This window comes from Corynebacterium intestinale (genome assembly GCF_023574125.1).
Taxonomy (GTDB): Bacteria; Actinomycetota; Actinomycetes; order Mycobacteriales; family Mycobacteriaceae; genus Corynebacterium; species Corynebacterium hesseae.
In genome coordinates this window covers 41,813-59,648 of sequence record NZ_JAMKFF010000003.1, presented here as the reverse complement: position 1 = coordinate 59,648, position 17,836 = coordinate 41,813, and the positions used below count along the sequence as shown (strand labels likewise).

Sequence of the window (17,836 nt, the reverse complement as noted above, 5' to 3'; positions counted from 1 at the left end):
ATGGTTGATTACGCACGCGCCGCACGCATGGCTAAGCGCATTCAGACAATCGTTGCGAGTGCGATTGAACGCCAGATTAAGGATCGCCGCCTTGAACTGGTAACCATCACAGATGCCCGCGTAACGGGTGACCTGCACGATGCCACCGTGTATTACACGGTGCGCGGAACGGATATTGATTCCGAGCCGAATTTTGACCAGGCGGCCGAAGCTCTTACGAGGGCCAAGGGCCAATTGCGCAAGATCGTGGGTGATGAGCTGTCCGTTCGCTTTACCCCGACCTTGTCTTTTGAGCTCGATACCGTCCCTGAAGCCTCCGCTCACATGGAGGATGTGCTTGCACGCGCACGTGCACGCGATGCAGAACTGGCCAAGCTGAAGGAAACCGCGAAGCCGGCCGGGGATGCGAACCCATATAAGACCTCGGATGAGGAAGAAGACTAAGTGTCACGAACCAACTACGAAGCCGCAGTTGATGCGCTGGTACAGGCCAGCAGCATTTGCATCATCACCCACTTGCGCCCCGACGCCGACGCCGTTGGCTCAGCGGCGGCCCTCACGTTGGCGCTTCGTCAGCGCGGTAAGCAGACCCGCACCGTGATTGGCCAGCGCCGAGACATTTCCGCCAACCTTTTTTCGATTCCCACCGTGGATGAAATCGAGTTGGTAGATGAGCTCCCGCAGGGCTATGACCTTTATGTCACTGTGGACTGCGGATCGATCGACCGGACCGGATCGGTAGCACGGGGCATTGAGGAGATGGCGGCCGTTGGGCGCGTCCTGTGCATCGATCACCACGCTTCGAACGATGGCTTTGGTGCGATCAATGTTGTGGATCCGGTGTGCGAGTCCACCACGGTGGTGTTGCTCGATATCTTAGATAGGCTGTCCATTCAGATTGATCGCGTCATCGCGCACTGTCTGTACGCCGGGCTAGTGACCGACACAGGTAACTTCCGGTGGGGCCGCCCAGCGATGCACGATATTGCCGCGCGCCTGATGCTCTATGGGCTTGATACCAAGCAGATCGCGTTGGAGCTTATGGATGCCAGCACCGCCGATGACCTGCAGATGATTGGTCGCGTCCTCTCGGGCCTCAGGATCGAGGCAGCGGGAGAGCACCGCCTCGCTGTCCTCTTCGTGCCGCATGAGGAAGTCAGTACGCACGCAGATTCCGCGATCGAGTCCTTCGTCGACTATGTCCGCGCCCTGAAAGGCACAGACATCGGGGTTGTGTTCAAGGAACAGGCCCCTGAAGTGTGGGCGGTGTCTTTGCGCTCCTCAGCAGTGAACTGTGCCGAGGTGGCCCTCACCTTTGGCGGAGGAGGCCATATTCCAGCCGCCGGCTATACCGCGCACGGCACGCCTGAGGAGGTTATTGCGCAGCTGGTAGGTGTGTTGTCTTAAATGGCTTGCGAGCAACCCGTCAAGGTTTCTGCGGCGGAAGTCTTCCGCCTTGCCGTGCCCGCTTTGGGTGTCTTAGCGGCCATGCCGCTGTATTTGCTTCTGGACACCGCGGTAGTGGGACGGTTGGGCGCGCAGGATCTGGCCTCGCTGGGGGCTGCGGCCACGATCCATTCGGTGGTCACTACCCAGCTGACCTTCTTGTCCTATGGCACAACCGCGCGTGCTTCGCGTTTGTTCGGCGCAGGCAAACGTGAGGAAGCTGTAGCCGAAGGCGTTCAGGCCACGTGGGTTGCGGTTGGCGTCGGCCTGGTCCTAGCGGTCCTTATGTGGCTCTTCGCCGGGGGCTTTGCCTCCTGGTTGACCGGCAACCCCGAAACGGCGAAGGGAACCGCACAGTGGCTGCGCATCGCCGCCATCGCGATTCCCTTTACCCTCATCACGATGGCTGGTAACGGTTGGATGCGAGGGGTACAAGACACCCGCAAGCCCTTGTATTTCACACTTGCCGGCATGATCCCTGGCGCTAGTGCAGTGCCTATTTTCGTGCACTTGTGGGGGCTGCAGGGGTCAGCCTTAGCCACGGTGCTGGGGATGGGAATCATCGCGGCATTCTTTCTCAGGGAACTGCGCCGCGAACATACCGGCTCATGGGAAGTTCGTTGGAGCGTCGTACGCCGGCAGCTCGTGCTGGGGCGCGATCTCATTGTGCGTTCCTTGAGTTTTCAAGTGGCCTTTCTATCCGCAGCAGCTGTGGCTTCGCGCATCGGAACCGCACAACTGGCCGCGCATCAAATCTTGATGCAGTTGTGGAACTTCTTGTCCCTTGTGCTGGATTCACTGGCAATCGCCGCCCAGGCCTTGACCGGCGCGGCACTGGGTGCAGGCTCAGCGCGTTATGCCCGCACGGTGGGTACTAAGGTGACGCTCTATTCGACGTCCTTCTCCCTTGGACTTGCTGTGATTCTTGCGCTTGGTTCCGGGATCATCCCGCGGATCTTCACCACGAGCCCAGAAGTCCTCGAGGTGATCTCCGGGCCTTGGTGGGTTATGACTTTCCTCGTCATCATCGGCGGGGTGGTCTTCGCCTTGGACGGCGTTCTCCTCGGCGCTGGGGATGCAGCGTTTCTTCGCACGCTGACCTTGGCGGCGGTACTTCTAGGCTTCCTTCCCGGCGTCTGGTTGGCTTTTGCTCTAGGCACCGGGCTTAGTGGAGTATGGGGCGGGATCGCCGCGTTCATCTTCATCCGCATGGTAGGCGTCGTCTGGCGCTTTCGCTCGATGCGGTGGGCGCGGGTCTAAGCCTGTGGTAGAAGTAGAGGGAATGTTCGTGTGAAGGAGGCATTATGACCACTCTGTGGGCCGTCTCCGATCTCCACGCGGCGGTGCGAGTCAACGGTGAGCGCATCGATGAACTCGTGCCACCGAATCCCCATGACTGGTTGATTGTCGCAGGGGACGTTGCCGAGCGCATTGACCTGGTGATCAACACCTTGGCGCGGCTGAAGAACCGCTATGCCACCGTCATTTGGGTGCCCGGCAACCATGAGCTCTTTTCTCGGGGACAGGATGCATTTAAGGGGCGCGCAAAATACGACCGGCTTGTTGAAGGCTGCCGTGAGATCGGCGTGATTACCCCAGAGGATCCTTATCCGGTCTTCGGAGGAGTGACCGTCGTCCCGCTGTTTACGCTGTACGATTACAGCTTTCGCCCGCCGGGGACCACGGTCGAACAAGAGCTTGCGAGCGCAAAGCAAAAGCAAATCGTCATGACCGATGAATTTGCCATCGCCCCCTTCGTCGATGTGCGTGCTTGGTGCTGGGACCGGCTGGCCTATTCAATTAAGCGCCTGTCCCGGGTGGAAGGGGAGACCGTCCTCATCAATCACTGGCCATTGGTCCAGGAGCCGACTCTCTACTTGCGCTGGCCCGAAGTGGCCTTGTGGTGCGGTACCCGCCACACGCGTTCGTGGCCGCGGCGCTACAACGCCAAAGCCGTGGTCTATGGACATCTTCACATGCCAAACCGTGCCAATATCGACGGCGTGGACCACATCGAGGTTTCGCTAGGGTATCCGCGGGAATGGCAGGCACACGGTGGCCTCCAGCAGTGGCCGTATCCGGTGCTCAGCATCGATGAGACGACGGGGAGGGCCGAGCATGCTTGAGCCTTCCCTCTTCCCTGAGTCTGCGCGCTACTGCTACGTTCGCACGGATGAGTCGATGACTAATCTCCTCAATTTCCATCACCTATCCCCTGAGGAGCGCGCTGTGGTCTCGCAGGCCGTGGATGTCCGCAAGTCGGAATTTGGGGATGCCCGCTGGTGCGCTCACCGCGCGCTGAAGGAGCTTAATTACACCGGCGACGAACCTATTCTGCGCGGTGAGCGGGGCATGCCGCTGTGGCCGGAAGGCTACACGGGTTCGATGACGCACACCGAGGGGTTGCGCGCAGCGGTGGCAGCGCCCACCACACACGTGCGCTCGATGGGACTCGACGCCGAGCCAGCGGAGCCCTTGCCGGAACACGTGTTGACGATGATCGCCCGGCCAGGGGAGATGCCGCAGTTGTCCCGCCTCCGCGCGGCGGGCATCTCCTGCCCGGACCGCCTGTTGTTTTGTGCGAAGGAAGCCACCTACAAGACGTGGTTCCCCATGACGCGGCGGTGGCTCGATTTCGATCAGGCCGAAATTGACTTGCGCCTCGACGGAACTTTAGTCTCCTACCTCCTAGCGCGACCGACCCCGGTGCCGTTCATTACCGGCCACTGGATTATTCGGGACGGCTATGTCATCGTCTCTGCCGCCGTCCCGGCGCTCAACTTTGAGAACTAAAGAGTGGAGGGGCGAGCGACAAAAACCGTGGCCAGGCGCTTGCCCTTCTCTTTGATTAGGGCGACGGATCGGCCCTGGGGGTCGACGGCCGCGTAGGTGCCTTTCAACCCACGCGGCTCCAGCCACTTACCCATGGCCAAGGCCTGGGCCTCGTCATCGGTGACCGCCAAGACCGGATAGCTACGAGCGAGCGCCTCGTCGAGGCTCAAGGACAGCTTCGGGGAGGTCTCGAGGGTGTCGAGGGGGAGGGCGTCGTCAAGCGTAAAAGGCCCTACCTCCGTGCGGCGCAGCGCGGTGAGATGCCCGCCGACGCCGAGCGCTTCCCCCAAATCCCGAGCCAGCGAGCGGATATAGGTGCCCGAAGAACAGGCCACCGCCACGTCCAGATCAATGAACTCTCCGGTGCGCCGCGTATCGAGGATATCGAAGCGGCTGACCGTGACCGGGCGAGCTGGAATCTCAACCTCTTCGCCCGCCCGCACCCGTTCGTGGGCACGCTTGCCATCGATTTTGATCGCGGACACTGCTGCCGGACGCTGCATAATATCGCCGGTCAAGGCATCAACTTCCTGCGCAATGGCTGAATCTTCCACAGCGGTTGCCGGTTTACCCCACGTGCTTTCCCCCTCCGCGTCGTCGGTGTGGGTCGCCATCCCGAGGCGAATCGTGGCGTCGTAAGCCTTGGTGGAGGCCACCATGTGGGCGAGGAACTTGGTGCCGCGCTCAATGCCCACGATGAGCACCCCCGTGGCCATGGGATCAAGCGTGCCTGCGTGCCCCACCTTGCGGGTGTGGAAGAAGCGCCGTAGTTTTCCCACGACGTCGTGCGATGTCATGCCGGCGGGCTTGTCGACGACCACGAGGCCAGAACGTTCGAGCGGATCAGTCATGCCCTGCAGTCTAGGGCACCGTCTGCTGTGGGATAGCATGGTGCCCGTGGATATTTGGTACGGAATCGATAGCATCCCCGCTGACCTCGGTCCGACGTCGGTGACAATTGGCGTCTTCGACGGCCTGCACCGCGGCCACCAGCAGCTCGTGACGAAGGCCGTCGAGCACGCGCGCGACCACGGTCATAGTGCGGTCATGGTGACCTTCGATCCGCACCCAGTTTCGGTGTTCCTTCCGGAGCGCGCGCCGTTGTCCGTCATTACTTTTGAGCGCCGCATGCAACTGGCGGAAGAAATGGGCATCGAGGCCGTGCTCGTCATCGACTTTACTGAGGAGCTCCGGGGTGTCGAGCCGCGCGAGTACGTGACGGACCTCCTTGTGGGGCGCTTGCATGTGGAACACGTCGTGGTGGGGGAGAACTTCACCTTTGGCGCGGGCGCGGCTGGTACGGCGGAGGCGCTGGCGGAATTCGGTACCGAGTTTGGGTTCGACGTTGACATCGTGCCCTTGCTTGACGACGACGGCGAGCGCATCTGCTCCACTAACATCCGCGCCGCTCTTGCCAAGGGCGATATCGCGCGCGCGAATTGGGCGCTGGGCCGTCATTTCACGGTGACTGGGCCCGTCGTGCGCGGTGCGGGGCGCGGCGGAAAGGAACTCGGTTTCCCGACCGCCAACCAGTACTTCCCGGAATCCGTCGCGATCCCAGCCGATGGCGTCTACGCGGGCTGGTTCGTGGTCGAGCCCACCGGCGCCCCTTTGGAAGGAGACATGGAACCCGGCGTTGCTTATCCAGCGGCCATTTCGGTGGGCACGAACCCCACCTTCGGCGACGAGGAGCGTTCGGTAGAGTCCTTCGTGCTGGACCGCGACGCCGACCTCTACGGCCACGAGGCCACCGTGCATTTTGTCGATCACGTGCGCGACATGGAGAAATTCAACTCCGTTGAGGAGCTCCTAGCGGCTATGGAGCGCGACGTCGCCCGAGTTCGTGAGATTCTTGCCCGTGAGGCCTAAATGAAGATCATCCTCGACCTCGACACAGGAATCGACGACGCCCTTGCGCTCGCCTATGCCGTTGCGCACCCTGACCTCGAGCTGATCGGGGTCACCGGCACCTATGGCAACGTGCCGGTGGCCTTGGGAGTGCGCAACTCGCTGGCGTTGCTCGAGCTTCTCGACGCCTCGGACGTCCCCGTCTTTTCCGGCCCGACCCGGCCAGGCTTTAACGTGGCTCCCATTTCGGCGTTCATTCATGGACGCAATGGCCTCGGCGAGGTTCTCTTGCCACCGCCGCGCCGCAAGGCATACGAGGATGCGGTGGGTTTTCTTGTCCGTTCGGTCCGTGAGCATGGCGAGGACCTGGTTATAGTGCCGACGGGGCCGTCGACAAGCATTGCGGCCGCCATGCGCGAGGACCCGGACTTTGCCCGCAACGCCCGCATCGTGATGATGGGTGGCGCGTTGGCCGTACCCGGAAACGTCACTCCTTATGCCGAGGCCAACGTCTTCCAAGATCCCCAAGCCACGGACTATGTCTTCCGCCATGCACAGAACCTCACGATGGTGGGGCTCGATGTCACGTTGCGCACGTTGCTCACCAGGGAGCATACGAAGCAGTGGCGAGGCACGCGGACGGGCCGGATCTACGCGGACATCGTGGACTACTACATCCGCGCCTATAAAACGACGTCTCCGCATCTCGGCGGTTGTGGGCTCCACGATCCCTTGGCGGTGGCAGTGGCAGCGGATCCTTCGCTGGTCACATGCCTCGACCTCAATCTGCGGTGTGAGGAGAACGGGCGCACCATCGGTGACCCTGAGCGCCTCGAGAATCCCACCACCCGCGTGGCCGTTGCTGTCGACGACGCGCGCTTCGTCGAGGATTTGATGTCGAAGCTGGGCAGCCTCTATACTTCTACTTCGGCTTGCTGACTGCGGTCCACAGTAGTCACGGGCAGCGCTTTTTAGGCGCAACATTTCATGTGGACTGAAATACAATAGGAGATTTTTCCATGGCTTTGAGCACCGAGAAGAAGGCTGAAATCCTTAAGGAGTACGGCCTGCACGAGACCGACACCGGTTCCCCGGAGGCACAGGTTGCGCTGCTGACTTCCCGCATCAACAACCTGACCGAGCACCTCAAGGATCACAAGCACGATCACCACTCCCGTCGTGGTCTGCTGCTCATGGTTGGTCGCCGTCGTGGCCTGCTGAAGTACCTGGCTGCTAACGACGTTGACCGTTACCGCGACCTGATTTCTCGCCTGGGTCTGCGCCGCTAAGCGCTCGACTTTTTAGCCCCCGCACCAAGTGTGCGGGGGTTTTCTTGTCCCATCTGCTAAAATCCTTGGGCGTTGTCAGAAAACATCGAAGAAGAGGCGGCACCGAAGATCGCCATGACAGCTCCAAGGAGAGTTTCATATATGAGCGCTAAGAACGCTAAGAATCAAACGAACAACTCCGTCGAGTTCGCAATCGACGAGGACTACGGCATTACCGAGGCCATCGCCACCCTGGATAACGGCGATTTCGGCACCCGTACTATCCGTTTTGAGACGGGCCAGCTTGCCCGACAGGCTGGTGGCTCCGTGACCACCTACCTGGACGAGGACACCATGCTGCTGTCCACGACCACCGCTTCCAACCAGCCGCGTGAGGGCTTCGACTTCTTCCCGCTGACCGTGGATGTGGAAGAGCGCATGTACGCCGCGGGTAAGATCCCGGGCTCCTTCTTCCGCCGCGAGGGCCGTCCTTCCACCGAAGCTATCCTGGCCTGCCGCCTCATCGACCGCCCGCTGCGCCCGACCTTCGTCAAGGGCTTGCGCAACGAGGTTCAGGTCGTTGTCACGGTTCTCTCCATGGACCCGGAGGAGTACTACGACGTCGTTGCCATCAACGGTGCTTCTGCCTCCACTCAGCTCTCCGGTCTGCCGGTTTCTGGCCCGGTGGGTGGCGTGCGCATGGCATTGATTGCCGATGACAAGCACCCGAAGGGACAGTGGGTGGCCTTCCCGAACAACGAGCAGCACGAGCGTGCCCTGTTCGAGATGGTCGTTGCCGGCCGCATCGTGAAGAAGGGCCGCAAGGACGACGTCGCCATCATGATGGTGGAGGCGGGTGCCGGCGTGAACGTGGCCGAGCGCATCAAGGAAGGTGCCCCGGCTCCGCAGGAATCCACCGTGGCTGAGGGCCTTGAGGCTGCCAAGCCTTTCATTAAGACCCTGTGCGAAGCGCAGGCAGGCCTGGCCGAGCGCGCCGCCAAGGAGACCCAGGAATTCCCGCTCTTCCCGGCCTATGGTGATGATGTTTACGCTGCTGTCGAAAAGGCTGCCTCCAAGAAGCTGGAGAAGCTGCTTACCATCCCGGGCAAGCAGGACCGCGACGATGCTACCAATGACTACATGGAGCAGGTTGAGGCACAGCTCATCGAGGACTTTGATGACCTTGACGAGGCCGATGCCTCCAAGCAGATTCGCAACGCATTCAATGCCGTGATGAAGGCCATCGTCCGCAACAAGATCCTCACTGAAGGATTCCGCATCGATGGCCGCGGCGTCACCGATATCCGCGACCTCGGCGTTGAGGTCGATCTCGTTCCGCGCGCCCATGGTTCCTCCCTCTTTGAGCGTGGCGAGACCCAGATTCTGGGTGTGACCACCCTGGACATGCTGAAGATGGAGCAGCAGATCGACTCCCTGACCCCAGTGGAGTCCAAGCGCTACATGCACCACTACAACTTCCCGCCGTATTCCACCGGTGAGACCGGCCGTGTGGGCTCCCCGAAGCGCCGCGAAATCGGCCACGGTGCTCTGGCTGAGCGTGCCTTGCTGCCGGTTATCCCGTCCCGCGAGGATTTCCCTTATGCCATCCGCCAGGTTTCTGAGGCCCTCGGCTCCAACGGTTCCACCTCCATGGGTTCCGTCTGTGCATCCACCCTGTCCCTCTACAACGCGGGCGTTCCGCTGAAGGCACCGGTGGCAGGTATCGCCATGGGCCTTGTTTCCGGTGAGGTCAATGGCAAGGAAAAGTTCGTGGCGCTCACCGATATTCTCGGCGCTGAGGACGCTTTCGGCGATATGGACTTCAAGGTCGCCGGCACCTCCGAGTTCATCACTGCACTGCAGCTGGATACCAAATTGGACGGCATTCCTTCGCACGTGCTTGCCGACGCCCTCGAGCAAGCCCGCGACGCCCGTGCCGCCATCCTTGACACCATGGCTGAGGTCATCGAAGGCCCTGATGAGATGTCTGGCCTGGCTCCGCGCATTACCTCTGTGACCATTCCGGTGAACAAGATTGGTGAGCTCATTGGCCCGAAGGGCAAGACCATCAACGCCATCACCGAGGAGACCGGTGCCGATGTCTCCATTGAGGAAGACGGCACGGTGTATATCTCTGCCGCTACCGGCGAAGCCGCTGAGGCAGCCATTGAGCGAGTAAATGGCATCGCTAACCCGCAGCTACCCAAGGTTGGCGAGCGTTTCCTTGGCACCGTAGTTAAGACCGTGGCCTTTGGTGCCTTCGTCTCCCTGACCCCGGGCCGCGATGGCTTGGTGCACATCTCGAAGCTGGGCGGCGACGAGCGCATCGAAAAGGTCGAGGACGTCGTCAACGTTGGTGACAAGATCCAGGTTGAAATCGCGGACATTGATAACCGCGGCAAGATTTCCCTGGTTCCGGTTGAGGAGGACTAATCCTCAGATCGCCTAGGAACTACTAGGACGAGGGCCCTGCCACCCAGCTCTTAAGTAGCTGAGGCAGGGCCCTTAGCGTTGCTGCGGCCGCTATTCTTGGAAATCGAGTACCAAGCGCTAGGGGTGCTCAAGGAAAGTCGCCGAATACGGCGTCTTCTTGTTCAGGCCAATGACCAGTTGGGTTTGTGCCTCGAATGAGGTGGTGTATACGACTTCGCTCACCACGCCGGCACCAGGTGTATTTCCCGGCTTCATATATTTTTCTTCAAGCTGGGGAGTGGAAGGCCACGGGGTGCCTTCGATTCCCAGGTTGAGAAAAGCGCTTCCTTAAAAGCAGCGGCATTGGCTACCTGCCGGGAAGGAGGTGCTTGCGTGTCACTGGACTGCTGCGGTGCATCGGCGGTTCCTGTGCTCGACGGAATCGTGCTGACCAGCGGCGCCGGTAAAGTATCCGCGCCGCGATCCGCGCATCCGCCCAGCGGCATGATACATACAGCGGTGATGATTGCGACGATGGAAGCGGAAGAAACTAGGCGCGACAATTTCGCTATCTCTTAAGCTGTACCAGTTGGATGAGGTTTCCTACGGTGTCATCGAAGACAGCGATGATAGAGGGGCCGACGTCGGTGGGCTCCATAGTGAAATCCACGCCCTTTTCAGTGAGCTCCCTATATTCCTTCTCCACGTCTGCGGACAAGAACTGGGTGGCAGGAATGCCATCGGCCTTGAGCGCTGCTGCGTAGTCCTTGGACGCCGGGTGGGCCTTAGACTCGAGGAGGAGCTCCGTATTTCCCTGACCTTCAGCATTGGTCACCGTGAGCCACCGAAAGCCTCCGTGGGTAACATCAGTCCTTGACTCGAAAGCCGAGCGTATTGACATAGAAGTCGTGCGCGCGAGCAACGTCATCGACAGGTACTGAAGCAATGTAGATCTGTATTCGCCCCATATTAACGAGCATGACGAAACCACGCCGGCGGCCCTGCCTGCAGCAGGGGAGACCTGACTAGGGCTGAGTGATACAGTCGTCGTTCTTTTCGACGGTGGGTGTGTTCTTGGTTTCTTGTCCTTTCGGTTGTTTGGAGTGGTGTCGTCGTTTGATTCGACGACTCGGGGTTTAGAAGGGGATGTCCTCGCCGTTGTCAGTGTCGGTGTTGGTCTGGGTTTCGGCTTCGGCGTCGGCTTTGGTTTTGGCTTGTTGTTGTGCGTGGTAGTCGTCGAGTTCTTGTTTGAGGTGTTGGGCTTGTTCGCGTACACGTTTCCTGGTGGCGGTGATGTGTTGGGCGACTGTTTGTGCCCACCGTTTTTGCTTGGGTGCCAGGGGGCCTTCTGCTTCGTTGATGGTCCAGGTACCGTCAGCGAAAAGCCAGATAACATCCCCACTGTAGGGGTCCAGCAGGTATTTTAAGGTGCCATCGGTTTTCATGTTGTGGTGTCCTTGGCATAAGCATGCCAGGTTCTTCGGATGTGTTGGCCCGCCTTCAGCCCAGTTGTGCCGGTGGTCAAGCTGGGTAAGAAAGGCAGGTTGTTCACACCCACCGACCCGGCAGGTTCCGTCACGGCCTTCGACGTGTTTGCGCATAATCAGGCCCGGTTGGTAGCCGTCTGCTTCGTCGATGTCACCGGTTAGATCCCGGGTTTTATCATGCGGCATGGCTTCTTGGCGCCAGCCGAAGCCTTCAATGAAGGTTGGGGCATTGTCGATATCGCAGGCTTGGTAGGTGTGTAAGACTACGGTGGCTGGTGGTTGTATTTCGCCGCTTAAGAGTTTGATGACCGCTTCAGCAACAGTGATTCCTTCTTTTGCGGCGGTTGTGTGGATGAAGGCATCGAGTTTAATACCGGTGTCTTCCCCAACCTGGAGTTCCAGCCAGGCAGAGGTTCCGTTGGAAGAAAAGCGGTAGGCATCCTTGGGGCGGGTGTCGCGAAAAGCAATGGAGTCATCCAGGGTTTTACAGATGTCGCGGACTTTGCGTCTGATTTGGCTGCGGGTAGGAAAAGCCTGATTCGCCTTGGTGGGGGTGAAGAAGTCGGCCAAGATGGCGTCGATGAAATCCAAGGTTTCCGCGGTCAAGCCGGTTAGTGCCGACATGGGTTGGTCAATAGCGATGAGGGATTCAATATCCAAAAGGCACGAGGTGTCTTGTATGGCTTTGACTTTCGGCAGGCTATCAAGCCGGTGGATAGCACGCAGTCCGGATTTGATGTGGCCTTCGGGCAGCGACCAGGCAGCCACCAAGCTTAAAGCGGTGGTGTTGATATCTGCCTGCAGGCTGGGCATAGCACCCACCCACGTCTCATAGGTGGCTCGGCGGGCTGCCGCGCGGGCTATAGCGTGTGGATTATTCGGGTTCGTTGTTGAGAAGAAGAAAGAAGAGGAGGTTGAAGGGTGCGTGGCGGTGGTAGTCATGAATGTCTCCCCCGAGAAACATGAGTTAGCAGAAATGTTCTAACAATGACTCTACCGACCCTCACCACACATGGCTATAGCCGGTAGTGAATTCGCGTCAAGTCGTTACTATAAACGGGGGTATCCGCGTCAAAATAGAGTGTATGTGCGATAAAAATGTGGCAGGTTGTAAAACCGCCTAAACGCCAGTGAACTACGCAATTGGTCGAGGTTTATGGCGGCCCTCTCTGCCCTGTCCCAAACCCTGCCGGCGGCGGGGATAGACTGGGCACAGCTAACCGTATGAACACGTATGAAGGGATTGTGAATGACTATCAAGGTGGGTGTCCTTGGCGCTAAGGGCCGCGTGGGGCAGGCAATCGTGGAGGGCGTCAACGCTGCAGAAGATCTGGAGCTTGTCGCTGAAATTAATCGCGAAACCCCGCTGGAGAAGCTAGTTGAAGCAGGCGCCGAGGTCGCCGTCGACTTCACTCAGCCCGCTTCGGTTATGGATAATCTTGAGTTTTGTATCGCCAATGGAATCCATGCTGTTGTCGGCACCACGGGCTTCGACGAGGAGCGGCTAGCCAAGGTAGAGGAGTGGACTAAGAAGGAGGGCGCTGGCAACGTTCTCATCGCTCCGAACTTTGCTGTCTCAGCTGTATTGACCATGGTGTTTGCTGCCCAAGCGGCGAAGTTCTTCGATAGCGCCGAGGTTGTTGAATACCACCACCCGAATAAGCTTGACGCGCCGTCCGGCACGGCGGTTCATACTGCGCAGGGAATTGCGAAGGCTCGTAAGGAAGCTGGCCTGGATGCAATGCCGGACAAGACCGAGCAGTCCCTTGACGGTGCGCGAGGTGCAGACGTTGATGGCGTCCACGTCCATGCAGTTCGCATGCAGGGAATGGTGGCGCATGAAGAGGTAATCTTCGGTACCCAAGGGCAATCCCTGACCATCCGCCAGGATTCCTATGACCGCTCTTCCTTTACTCCCGGTGTTTTGCTTGGTGTGCGCGAGATTTCCTCCCACGCAGGTTTGACCGTGGGACTTGAGAAGTATCTGGGGCTGTAATGGCAAAGGTCTCTGAGCTTGATGTCCAACTCATCGCGGCAACGGCGTTTCATGCACCACGCGGGGTGGATTGGAAGGCGGACGAGGGGGCGTCGGAAAGCGAGGCGTTAGTCGAGTTTGCTGGGCGTGCGTGTTACGAGTCCTTCGATAAGCCAAATCCTCGTACCGCGTCGAACCAGGCTTATTTACACCACATCTTGGAAGTGGGCCACGACGCGCTTCTGGAGCATGCCACCGCGACGCTGTATATAAGAGGGCTGTCGCGCTCGGCAACGCATGAGTTGGTGCGCCACCGGCACTTCTCCTTCTCCCAGCTTTCACAACGCTTCGTACACTCCGACGAAGCACAGGTAGTGCTGCCCAAGTTCATTGCAGAAGATGAGCAGCTAACGCGGTTAACGCTACAAGCGGCCGATGAAGCGAGGTTTGTCTACGAAGAGCTTCTCGACGCCCTCGAGTCCAAACTGGAAGAAGAACCAAACGCATTGCTTCGTAAGAAGCAAGCGCGGCAGGCGGCGCGTGCGGTTTTGCCTAATCTCACAGAGTCCCGCATAGTAGTGACCGGCAACTACCGTGCGTGGCGCCACTTTATCGGCGCTCGGGCAACGGAGCAGGCTGATACTGAGATGCGCCAATTGGCGGTGACATGCTTGAAGCTGTTGAGAGAGCAATCGCCGGTGCTTTTCGACGACTTCCACATCACCACTTTGTCCGACGGGACCGAAATGGCTTCGAGCCCGTACGCTTAAAGGCTTTGCAGGAGACTCGCGCACGACCCCGATGCGGCCAATAGGGGCGAAAGCGGGTAATCTTGACGCCTATGAGCACAGGTATGACAGCACAGACAGGCGTCGACACCTTCGGACGCGTAGGCGTAGCTATGGTCACTCCATTTGATCAGGATGGCGCCTTGGACGTGTCCGCTGGTCGTCGCCTGGCAGCTCATCTGGTTGATAACGGTATTGATTCGCTCATTTTGGCTGGGACCACGGGTGAGTCACCGACGACGTCATTGGATGAGAAACTGGAGCTGTTTGCAGCTGTAAAGGAAGAGATAGGCAGTCGCGCTAAATTGTGTGCGGGAGCGGGAACCAATAACACCGCCACCAGCATTTCAGCAGCGCGCGCTTTCGCTGATGCGGGAGCAGACAGCCTCTTGGTTGTAACTCCGTATTACTCCAAGCCTTCCCAAGCCGGTGTGTATGCGCACTTTAGCGCTGTCGCTGACGCCGTGGACCTCCCCATTTGTCTGTATGACATCCCTGGCCGCTCGGGCATTCCGATTGAGACGGAGACCCTTCTTCGCCTCGCGGAAGTGCCGAACATCAAGGCCGTCAAGGACGCCAAGGGCGATCTTGTAGCGGCTGCACCGCTTATCCAGGAAACCGGATTGGCATGGTACTCCGGAGATGACGGGCTGAACTTGCCGTGGCTGGCCCTCGGTGCTTCAGGCGTTATTTCCGTGATTGGTCATATTGCCCCGCGTGCCCTGGCTGATCTCTACGTGGCCTTCGACGAAGGTGATATCGCACGTGCGCGAGAGATCAACGCGAAAACTTTGTCCCCGCTCGTCGAGGCGCAAGGCCGCCTCGGAGGAGCAACTCTTGTTAAAGCTGCCTTGCGCCTGCAGGGCATTGAAGTTGGAGAACCTCGTCTCCCGGTTTCCGCGGCTGACGCGGATGAGATTGAGGTTCTCCGTCACGATTTGGAAAAGGCTGGAGTCCTTTAAGAATGACTGAATCCCGTAACCGTTCCCGCAAGGTGACCCGTAAGGCGGGTCCGCCTTCGGAGACCGAGACCGCCTCGAATGAGGCGGCTTCGCCGGTTTTCCAAGCGCCGAAGGAATCGGCTGCTTCCGGTGCATCCTCTAAGGAGTCTGGAAGCTCTGACGACGGCAACCGTCGTTCCCGTTCTCGTGGTTCCCGTGGCGGCCGTGGTCGCGGCCGCGGCGGCAACAACAACCACAACAACGGCAATAACAACAACGGTGGTCGTAACAACCGCAATCGCAACAACAACCGCGGCCGTCGCAATGTACCTAAGTCCATGCAAGGCGCGGATCTGACTAAGCGTCTGCCGGAGCCGCCGAAGCAGCAGAAGGACTCTCTGCGTATCTATGCCTTGGGCGGTATTTCCGAGATCGGTCGAAACATGACCGTCTTTGAGTACCAGGATGAGATGCTCATCATCGACTGTGGTGTGCTTTTCCCGTCCTCCGGTGAGCCAGGCGTGGACCTGATTCTCCCGGACTTTGGTCCGATTGAGAAGAAGATTCACAAGGTCAAGGCGCTCGTCGTAACCCACGCGCACGAGGACCACATTGGTGCTATCCCGTGGCTGCTGAAGCTGCGCCCGGATATCCCGATCGTGGCTTCGCGCTTCACCATTGCGCTGATTGCTGCCAAGTGTAAGGAACACCGCCAGAAGCCGAAGTTCGTTGAGGTCAATGAGAAGTCCGATGTGAATTACGGTCCGTTCCGTTGCCGCTTCTGGGCAGTGAACCACTCCGTCCCGGATGCCCTCGGCGTCATGCTGGGAACCCCGGCTGGCAACATCATCCACACCGGTGATATCAAGCTGGACCAGACCCCGCTGGATAACCGCCCGACGGATCTGCCGGCCCTGTCGCGCTACGGCGACGAAGGCGTGGACCTCATGCTGTGTGATTCCACCAACGCCAACATCCCGGGTGTGTCCGCCTCTGAGGGCGACATTCCGGCAACGTTTAAGCGCCTAGTTTCTGGGGCCAAGCAGCGCGTGATCATCGCTTCCTTCGCCTCGAACGTCTACCGCGTGCAGGCGGCTATCGACGCCGCCGTAGCCGCAGGCCGCAAGGTTGCGTTCAACGGCCGCTCCATGATGCGCAACATGGAAATTGCGGAGAAGATGGGCTTCCTGAAGGTTCCGCGCGGCACCATCATCCCAATCGATGAGGCAGCCAAGATGGCTCCGCACAAGGTGCTGCTCATCACCACCGGTACCCAGGGTGAGCCGATGGCAGCGCTGTCCCGCATGGCCCGTCGTGAGCATCGCCAGATCACCGTCCGCGATGGTGACCTCATCATTTTCTCCTCCTCCCTGATTCCGGGTAATGAGGAGGCCGTGTTCGGCGTTATCAACATGCTGTCCCAGATTGGCGCTGAGGTCATCACGAACAAGGAAGCTAAGGTCCACGCCTCCGGCCACGGCTATGGTGGCGAGCTGCTCTTCCTTTACAACGCTGCACGCCCGAAGAATGCCATGCCGGTGCACGGCGAGTGGCGCCACCTGCGTGCAAACAAGGAGCTGGCAGTCTCCACTGGTGTGGCCCGTGATCGCGTGGTCCTTGCGCAGAACGGCGTTGTCGTCGATCTGCGCAACGGCCGTGCTGAGGTCGTCGGCCAGATCCCGGTGGGCAGCCTTTACGTCGATGGTGTGTCGATGGGTGATGTCGACGCGGATACCCTCGCGGACCGCACCAACCTGGGTGCCGGCGGTGTCGTTTCCATCACCTGTGTCATCGATAACCGCACGTCGCGCCTGCTTGAGCACCCGACGGTGTCCACGACGGGCTTCTCCGACGATGACCGCGGTATCGTGCCTGAGGTCGCCGAGATGGTGGAGAACACCATGAATGACCTCGCCGCTGAGGGGGAGAACGATACCTACCGCATGGTGCAGAAGCTGCGCCGCAAGGTCTCGAAGCTCATGGACTCCAAGTACAAGCGCGAGCCGGTGATTCTGCCGACCATCGTTCCGACGAACTCGGATATCCTGCTGCCTGACGACGACGAAGTTCACGCTTCCCGCGAATCGCTCTAAAGCTAAGGCCGCAAGCGCCCCAGTGTTCCCGCCTCCGGTGGGTATGCTGGGGCGCATGTCGTTTTCTTCAGCAGAGCGCGCCAAGATGGTGGCGTTGTTCCATGAGCTTGGCCCTGATGCCCCGACGTTGTGCGAAGGGTGGACAACCCGAGACCTAGCAACGCACTTGTGGGTGCGTGAGAACCGCCCTGATGCAGCGCTCGGTTCCTTTATTCCAGCGCTGTCCTCTCATGCACGGAGCGTCGCTAATGGGGTCCGCGAGGGCATGACGTATGAGGAGTTGGTGGATGCGTGGGGGAGGGGAGCATCTAGGTTTAGCCCTCTGCGCTATGTAGACTCCGTGTTCAACGCGGCCGAGCACTTTGTCCACCATGAGGATCTCCGCCGAGCTAATGGCCACATTGAACCAAGGGATCTTTCACGAGCAGTCAACAAAGAGCTACTGGCGCCGTTGAAACTGCTAGGCACACGGCTGCTGTCGCACTCGCGCCTGCCCGTTGTCCTGGAGCCACAAGGTTTCCCGCCGATCGTGGCTGCGGATAGACACCGTGTGTCTGGACAAGGCGACGCTGTGGTTCGCGTACGAGGTACCGTGTCCGAGGTGCTCTTGTGGGCCTTCGGCCGCGACGCTGCTGATGTCGAAATTGAAGGCGATGAATCCGCGATCGTAAGGTCAAGTCTGTAGGCTGAACTGCTAATTTTCTTCGCCGTACGCGTGTGGCGCATGTTGTTAATGGGGCTTTTGC

At 59.6% G+C, this 17,836-nt stretch carries 17 protein-coding genes and 2 pseudogenes; 15 read left to right on the top strand and 4 right to left on the bottom strand.

The genetic code is table 11. From position 1 onward, the window contains the following. Genes rbfA through M5J06_RS04830 form a run of 5 tightly spaced genes read left to right on the top strand, consistent with a single transcriptional unit; the run spans position 1 to position 4,239 of the window. On the top strand, positions 1–444 hold the full coding sequence (gene rbfA, locus M5J06_RS04850) for a 30S ribosome-binding factor RbfA (protein ID WP_250224108.1): 444 nt from the start codon (positions 1–3) through the stop codon (positions 442–444). Further along, the gene (locus M5J06_RS04845; protein WP_070520110.1) at positions 445–1,407 is read left to right on the top strand and encodes a DHH family phosphoesterase; all 963 of its coding nucleotides are present in this window, start codon (positions 445–447) and stop codon (positions 1,405–1,407) included. It begins immediately after the preceding gene. Then, on the top strand, positions 1,408–2,706 hold the full coding sequence (locus tag M5J06_RS04840) for an MATE family efflux transporter (RefSeq protein WP_250224107.1): 1,299 nt from the start codon (positions 1,408–1,410) through the stop codon (positions 2,704–2,706). It begins immediately after the preceding gene. Between the two features lie 44 nt (positions 2,707–2,750). Further along, positions 2,751–3,572 carry a metallophosphoesterase family protein gene (locus tag M5J06_RS04835; protein ID WP_070623882.1) on the top strand — a complete coding sequence of 274 codons (822 nt, stop codon included), beginning with the start codon at positions 2,751–2,753 and terminating at the stop codon, positions 3,570–3,572. Then, the gene (locus M5J06_RS04830; RefSeq protein ID WP_143335410.1) at positions 3,565–4,239 is read left to right on the top strand and encodes a 4'-phosphopantetheinyl transferase family protein; all 675 of its coding nucleotides are present in this window, start codon (positions 3,565–3,567) and stop codon (positions 4,237–4,239) included. The genes M5J06_RS04835 and M5J06_RS04830 overlap by 8 nt, the downstream gene beginning before the upstream one ends. Here the strand turns inward: M5J06_RS04830 and truB are convergent. Then, positions 4,236–5,129, bottom strand: a complete 894-nt coding sequence (truB, locus tag M5J06_RS04825) for a tRNA pseudouridine(55) synthase TruB (RefSeq protein ID WP_250224106.1) — start codon at positions 5,127–5,129, stop codon at positions 4,236–4,238. The genes M5J06_RS04830 and truB overlap by 4 nt on opposite strands. A 37-nt stretch (positions 5,130–5,166) precedes the next feature. Between truB and M5J06_RS04820 the strand changes: the two genes are divergently transcribed. The 4 genes from M5J06_RS04820 (at position 5,167) to M5J06_RS04805 (ending at position 9,827) form a co-directional block, all read left to right on the top strand. After that, positions 5,167–6,147: a bifunctional riboflavin kinase/FAD synthetase gene (locus tag M5J06_RS04820; RefSeq protein ID WP_250224173.1), complete on the top strand. Its 981-nt coding sequence runs from the start codon at positions 5,167–5,169 to the stop codon at positions 6,145–6,147. Then, entirely contained in the window at positions 6,148–7,065 is a 918-nt protein-coding gene (locus tag M5J06_RS04815) for a nucleoside hydrolase (RefSeq protein ID WP_250224105.1), read from the top strand. A gap of 80 nt (positions 7,066–7,145) precedes the next feature. Continuing rightward, entirely contained in the window at positions 7,146–7,415 is a 270-nt protein-coding gene (rpsO, locus tag M5J06_RS04810; protein WP_010190317.1) for a 30S ribosomal protein S15, read from the top strand. Positions 7,416–7,556: 141 nt separating this feature from the next. Beyond that, positions 7,557–9,827, top strand: coding sequence for a polyribonucleotide nucleotidyltransferase (locus M5J06_RS04805; protein ID WP_070520124.1), 2,271 nt, complete (start codon positions 7,557–7,559; stop codon positions 9,825–9,827). A gap of 117 nt (positions 9,828–9,944) precedes the next feature. Here the strand turns inward: M5J06_RS04805 and M5J06_RS04800 are convergent. Beyond that, a pseudogene (locus M5J06_RS04800) lies at positions 9,945–10,154 on the bottom strand (AMIN-like domain-containing (lipo)protein); the annotation flags it as partial. 45 nt (positions 10,155–10,199) lie between these two features. Here M5J06_RS04800 and M5J06_RS04795 point away from each other — a divergent pair. Continuing rightward, complete coding sequence (locus M5J06_RS04795) at positions 10,200–10,385, top strand: hypothetical protein (protein WP_193633923.1); 186 nt, start codon at positions 10,200–10,202, stop codon at positions 10,383–10,385. Here the strand turns inward: M5J06_RS04795 and M5J06_RS04790 are convergent. Next, a pseudogene (locus M5J06_RS04790) lies at positions 10,375–10,765 on the bottom strand (VOC family protein). The gene M5J06_RS04795 and the pseudogene M5J06_RS04790 overlap by 11 nt on opposite strands. Before the next feature lie 177 nt (positions 10,766–10,942). Beyond that, positions 10,943–12,106, bottom strand: coding sequence for an HNH endonuclease signature motif containing protein (locus tag M5J06_RS04785; protein WP_250224104.1), 1,164 nt, complete (start codon positions 12,104–12,106; stop codon positions 10,943–10,945). Between the two features lie 436 nt (positions 12,107–12,542). Here M5J06_RS04785 and dapB point away from each other — a divergent pair, with 436 nt between their 5' ends. The 5 genes from dapB (at position 12,543) to M5J06_RS04760 (ending at position 17,775) form a co-directional block, all read left to right on the top strand. Further along, positions 12,543–13,289 carry a 4-hydroxy-tetrahydrodipicolinate reductase gene (gene dapB / locus M5J06_RS04780; protein WP_250224103.1) on the top strand — a complete coding sequence of 249 codons (747 nt, stop codon included), beginning with the start codon at positions 12,543–12,545 and terminating at the stop codon, positions 13,287–13,289. Further along, the gene (gene thyX, locus M5J06_RS04775; RefSeq protein ID WP_101735651.1) at positions 13,289–14,038 is read left to right on the top strand and encodes an FAD-dependent thymidylate synthase; all 750 of its coding nucleotides are present in this window, start codon (positions 13,289–13,291) and stop codon (positions 14,036–14,038) included. Before dapB ends, thyX begins: the two co-directional genes overlap by 1 nt. Positions 14,039–14,109: 71 nt before the next feature. After that, positions 14,110–15,018, top strand: coding sequence for a 4-hydroxy-tetrahydrodipicolinate synthase (dapA, locus tag M5J06_RS04770; RefSeq protein ID WP_250224102.1), 909 nt, complete (start codon positions 14,110–14,112; stop codon positions 15,016–15,018). Positions 15,019–15,020: 2 nt separating this feature from the next. Further along, entirely contained in the window at positions 15,021–17,090 is a 2,070-nt protein-coding gene (locus M5J06_RS04765; protein ID WP_250224101.1) for a ribonuclease J, read from the top strand. A gap of 43 nt (positions 17,091–17,133) precedes the next feature. Beyond that, complete coding sequence (locus tag M5J06_RS04760) at positions 17,134–17,775, top strand: TIGR03085 family metal-binding protein (protein ID WP_070524511.1); 642 nt, start codon at positions 17,134–17,136, stop codon at positions 17,773–17,775. Positions 17,776–17,836: the final 61 nt, after the last annotated feature.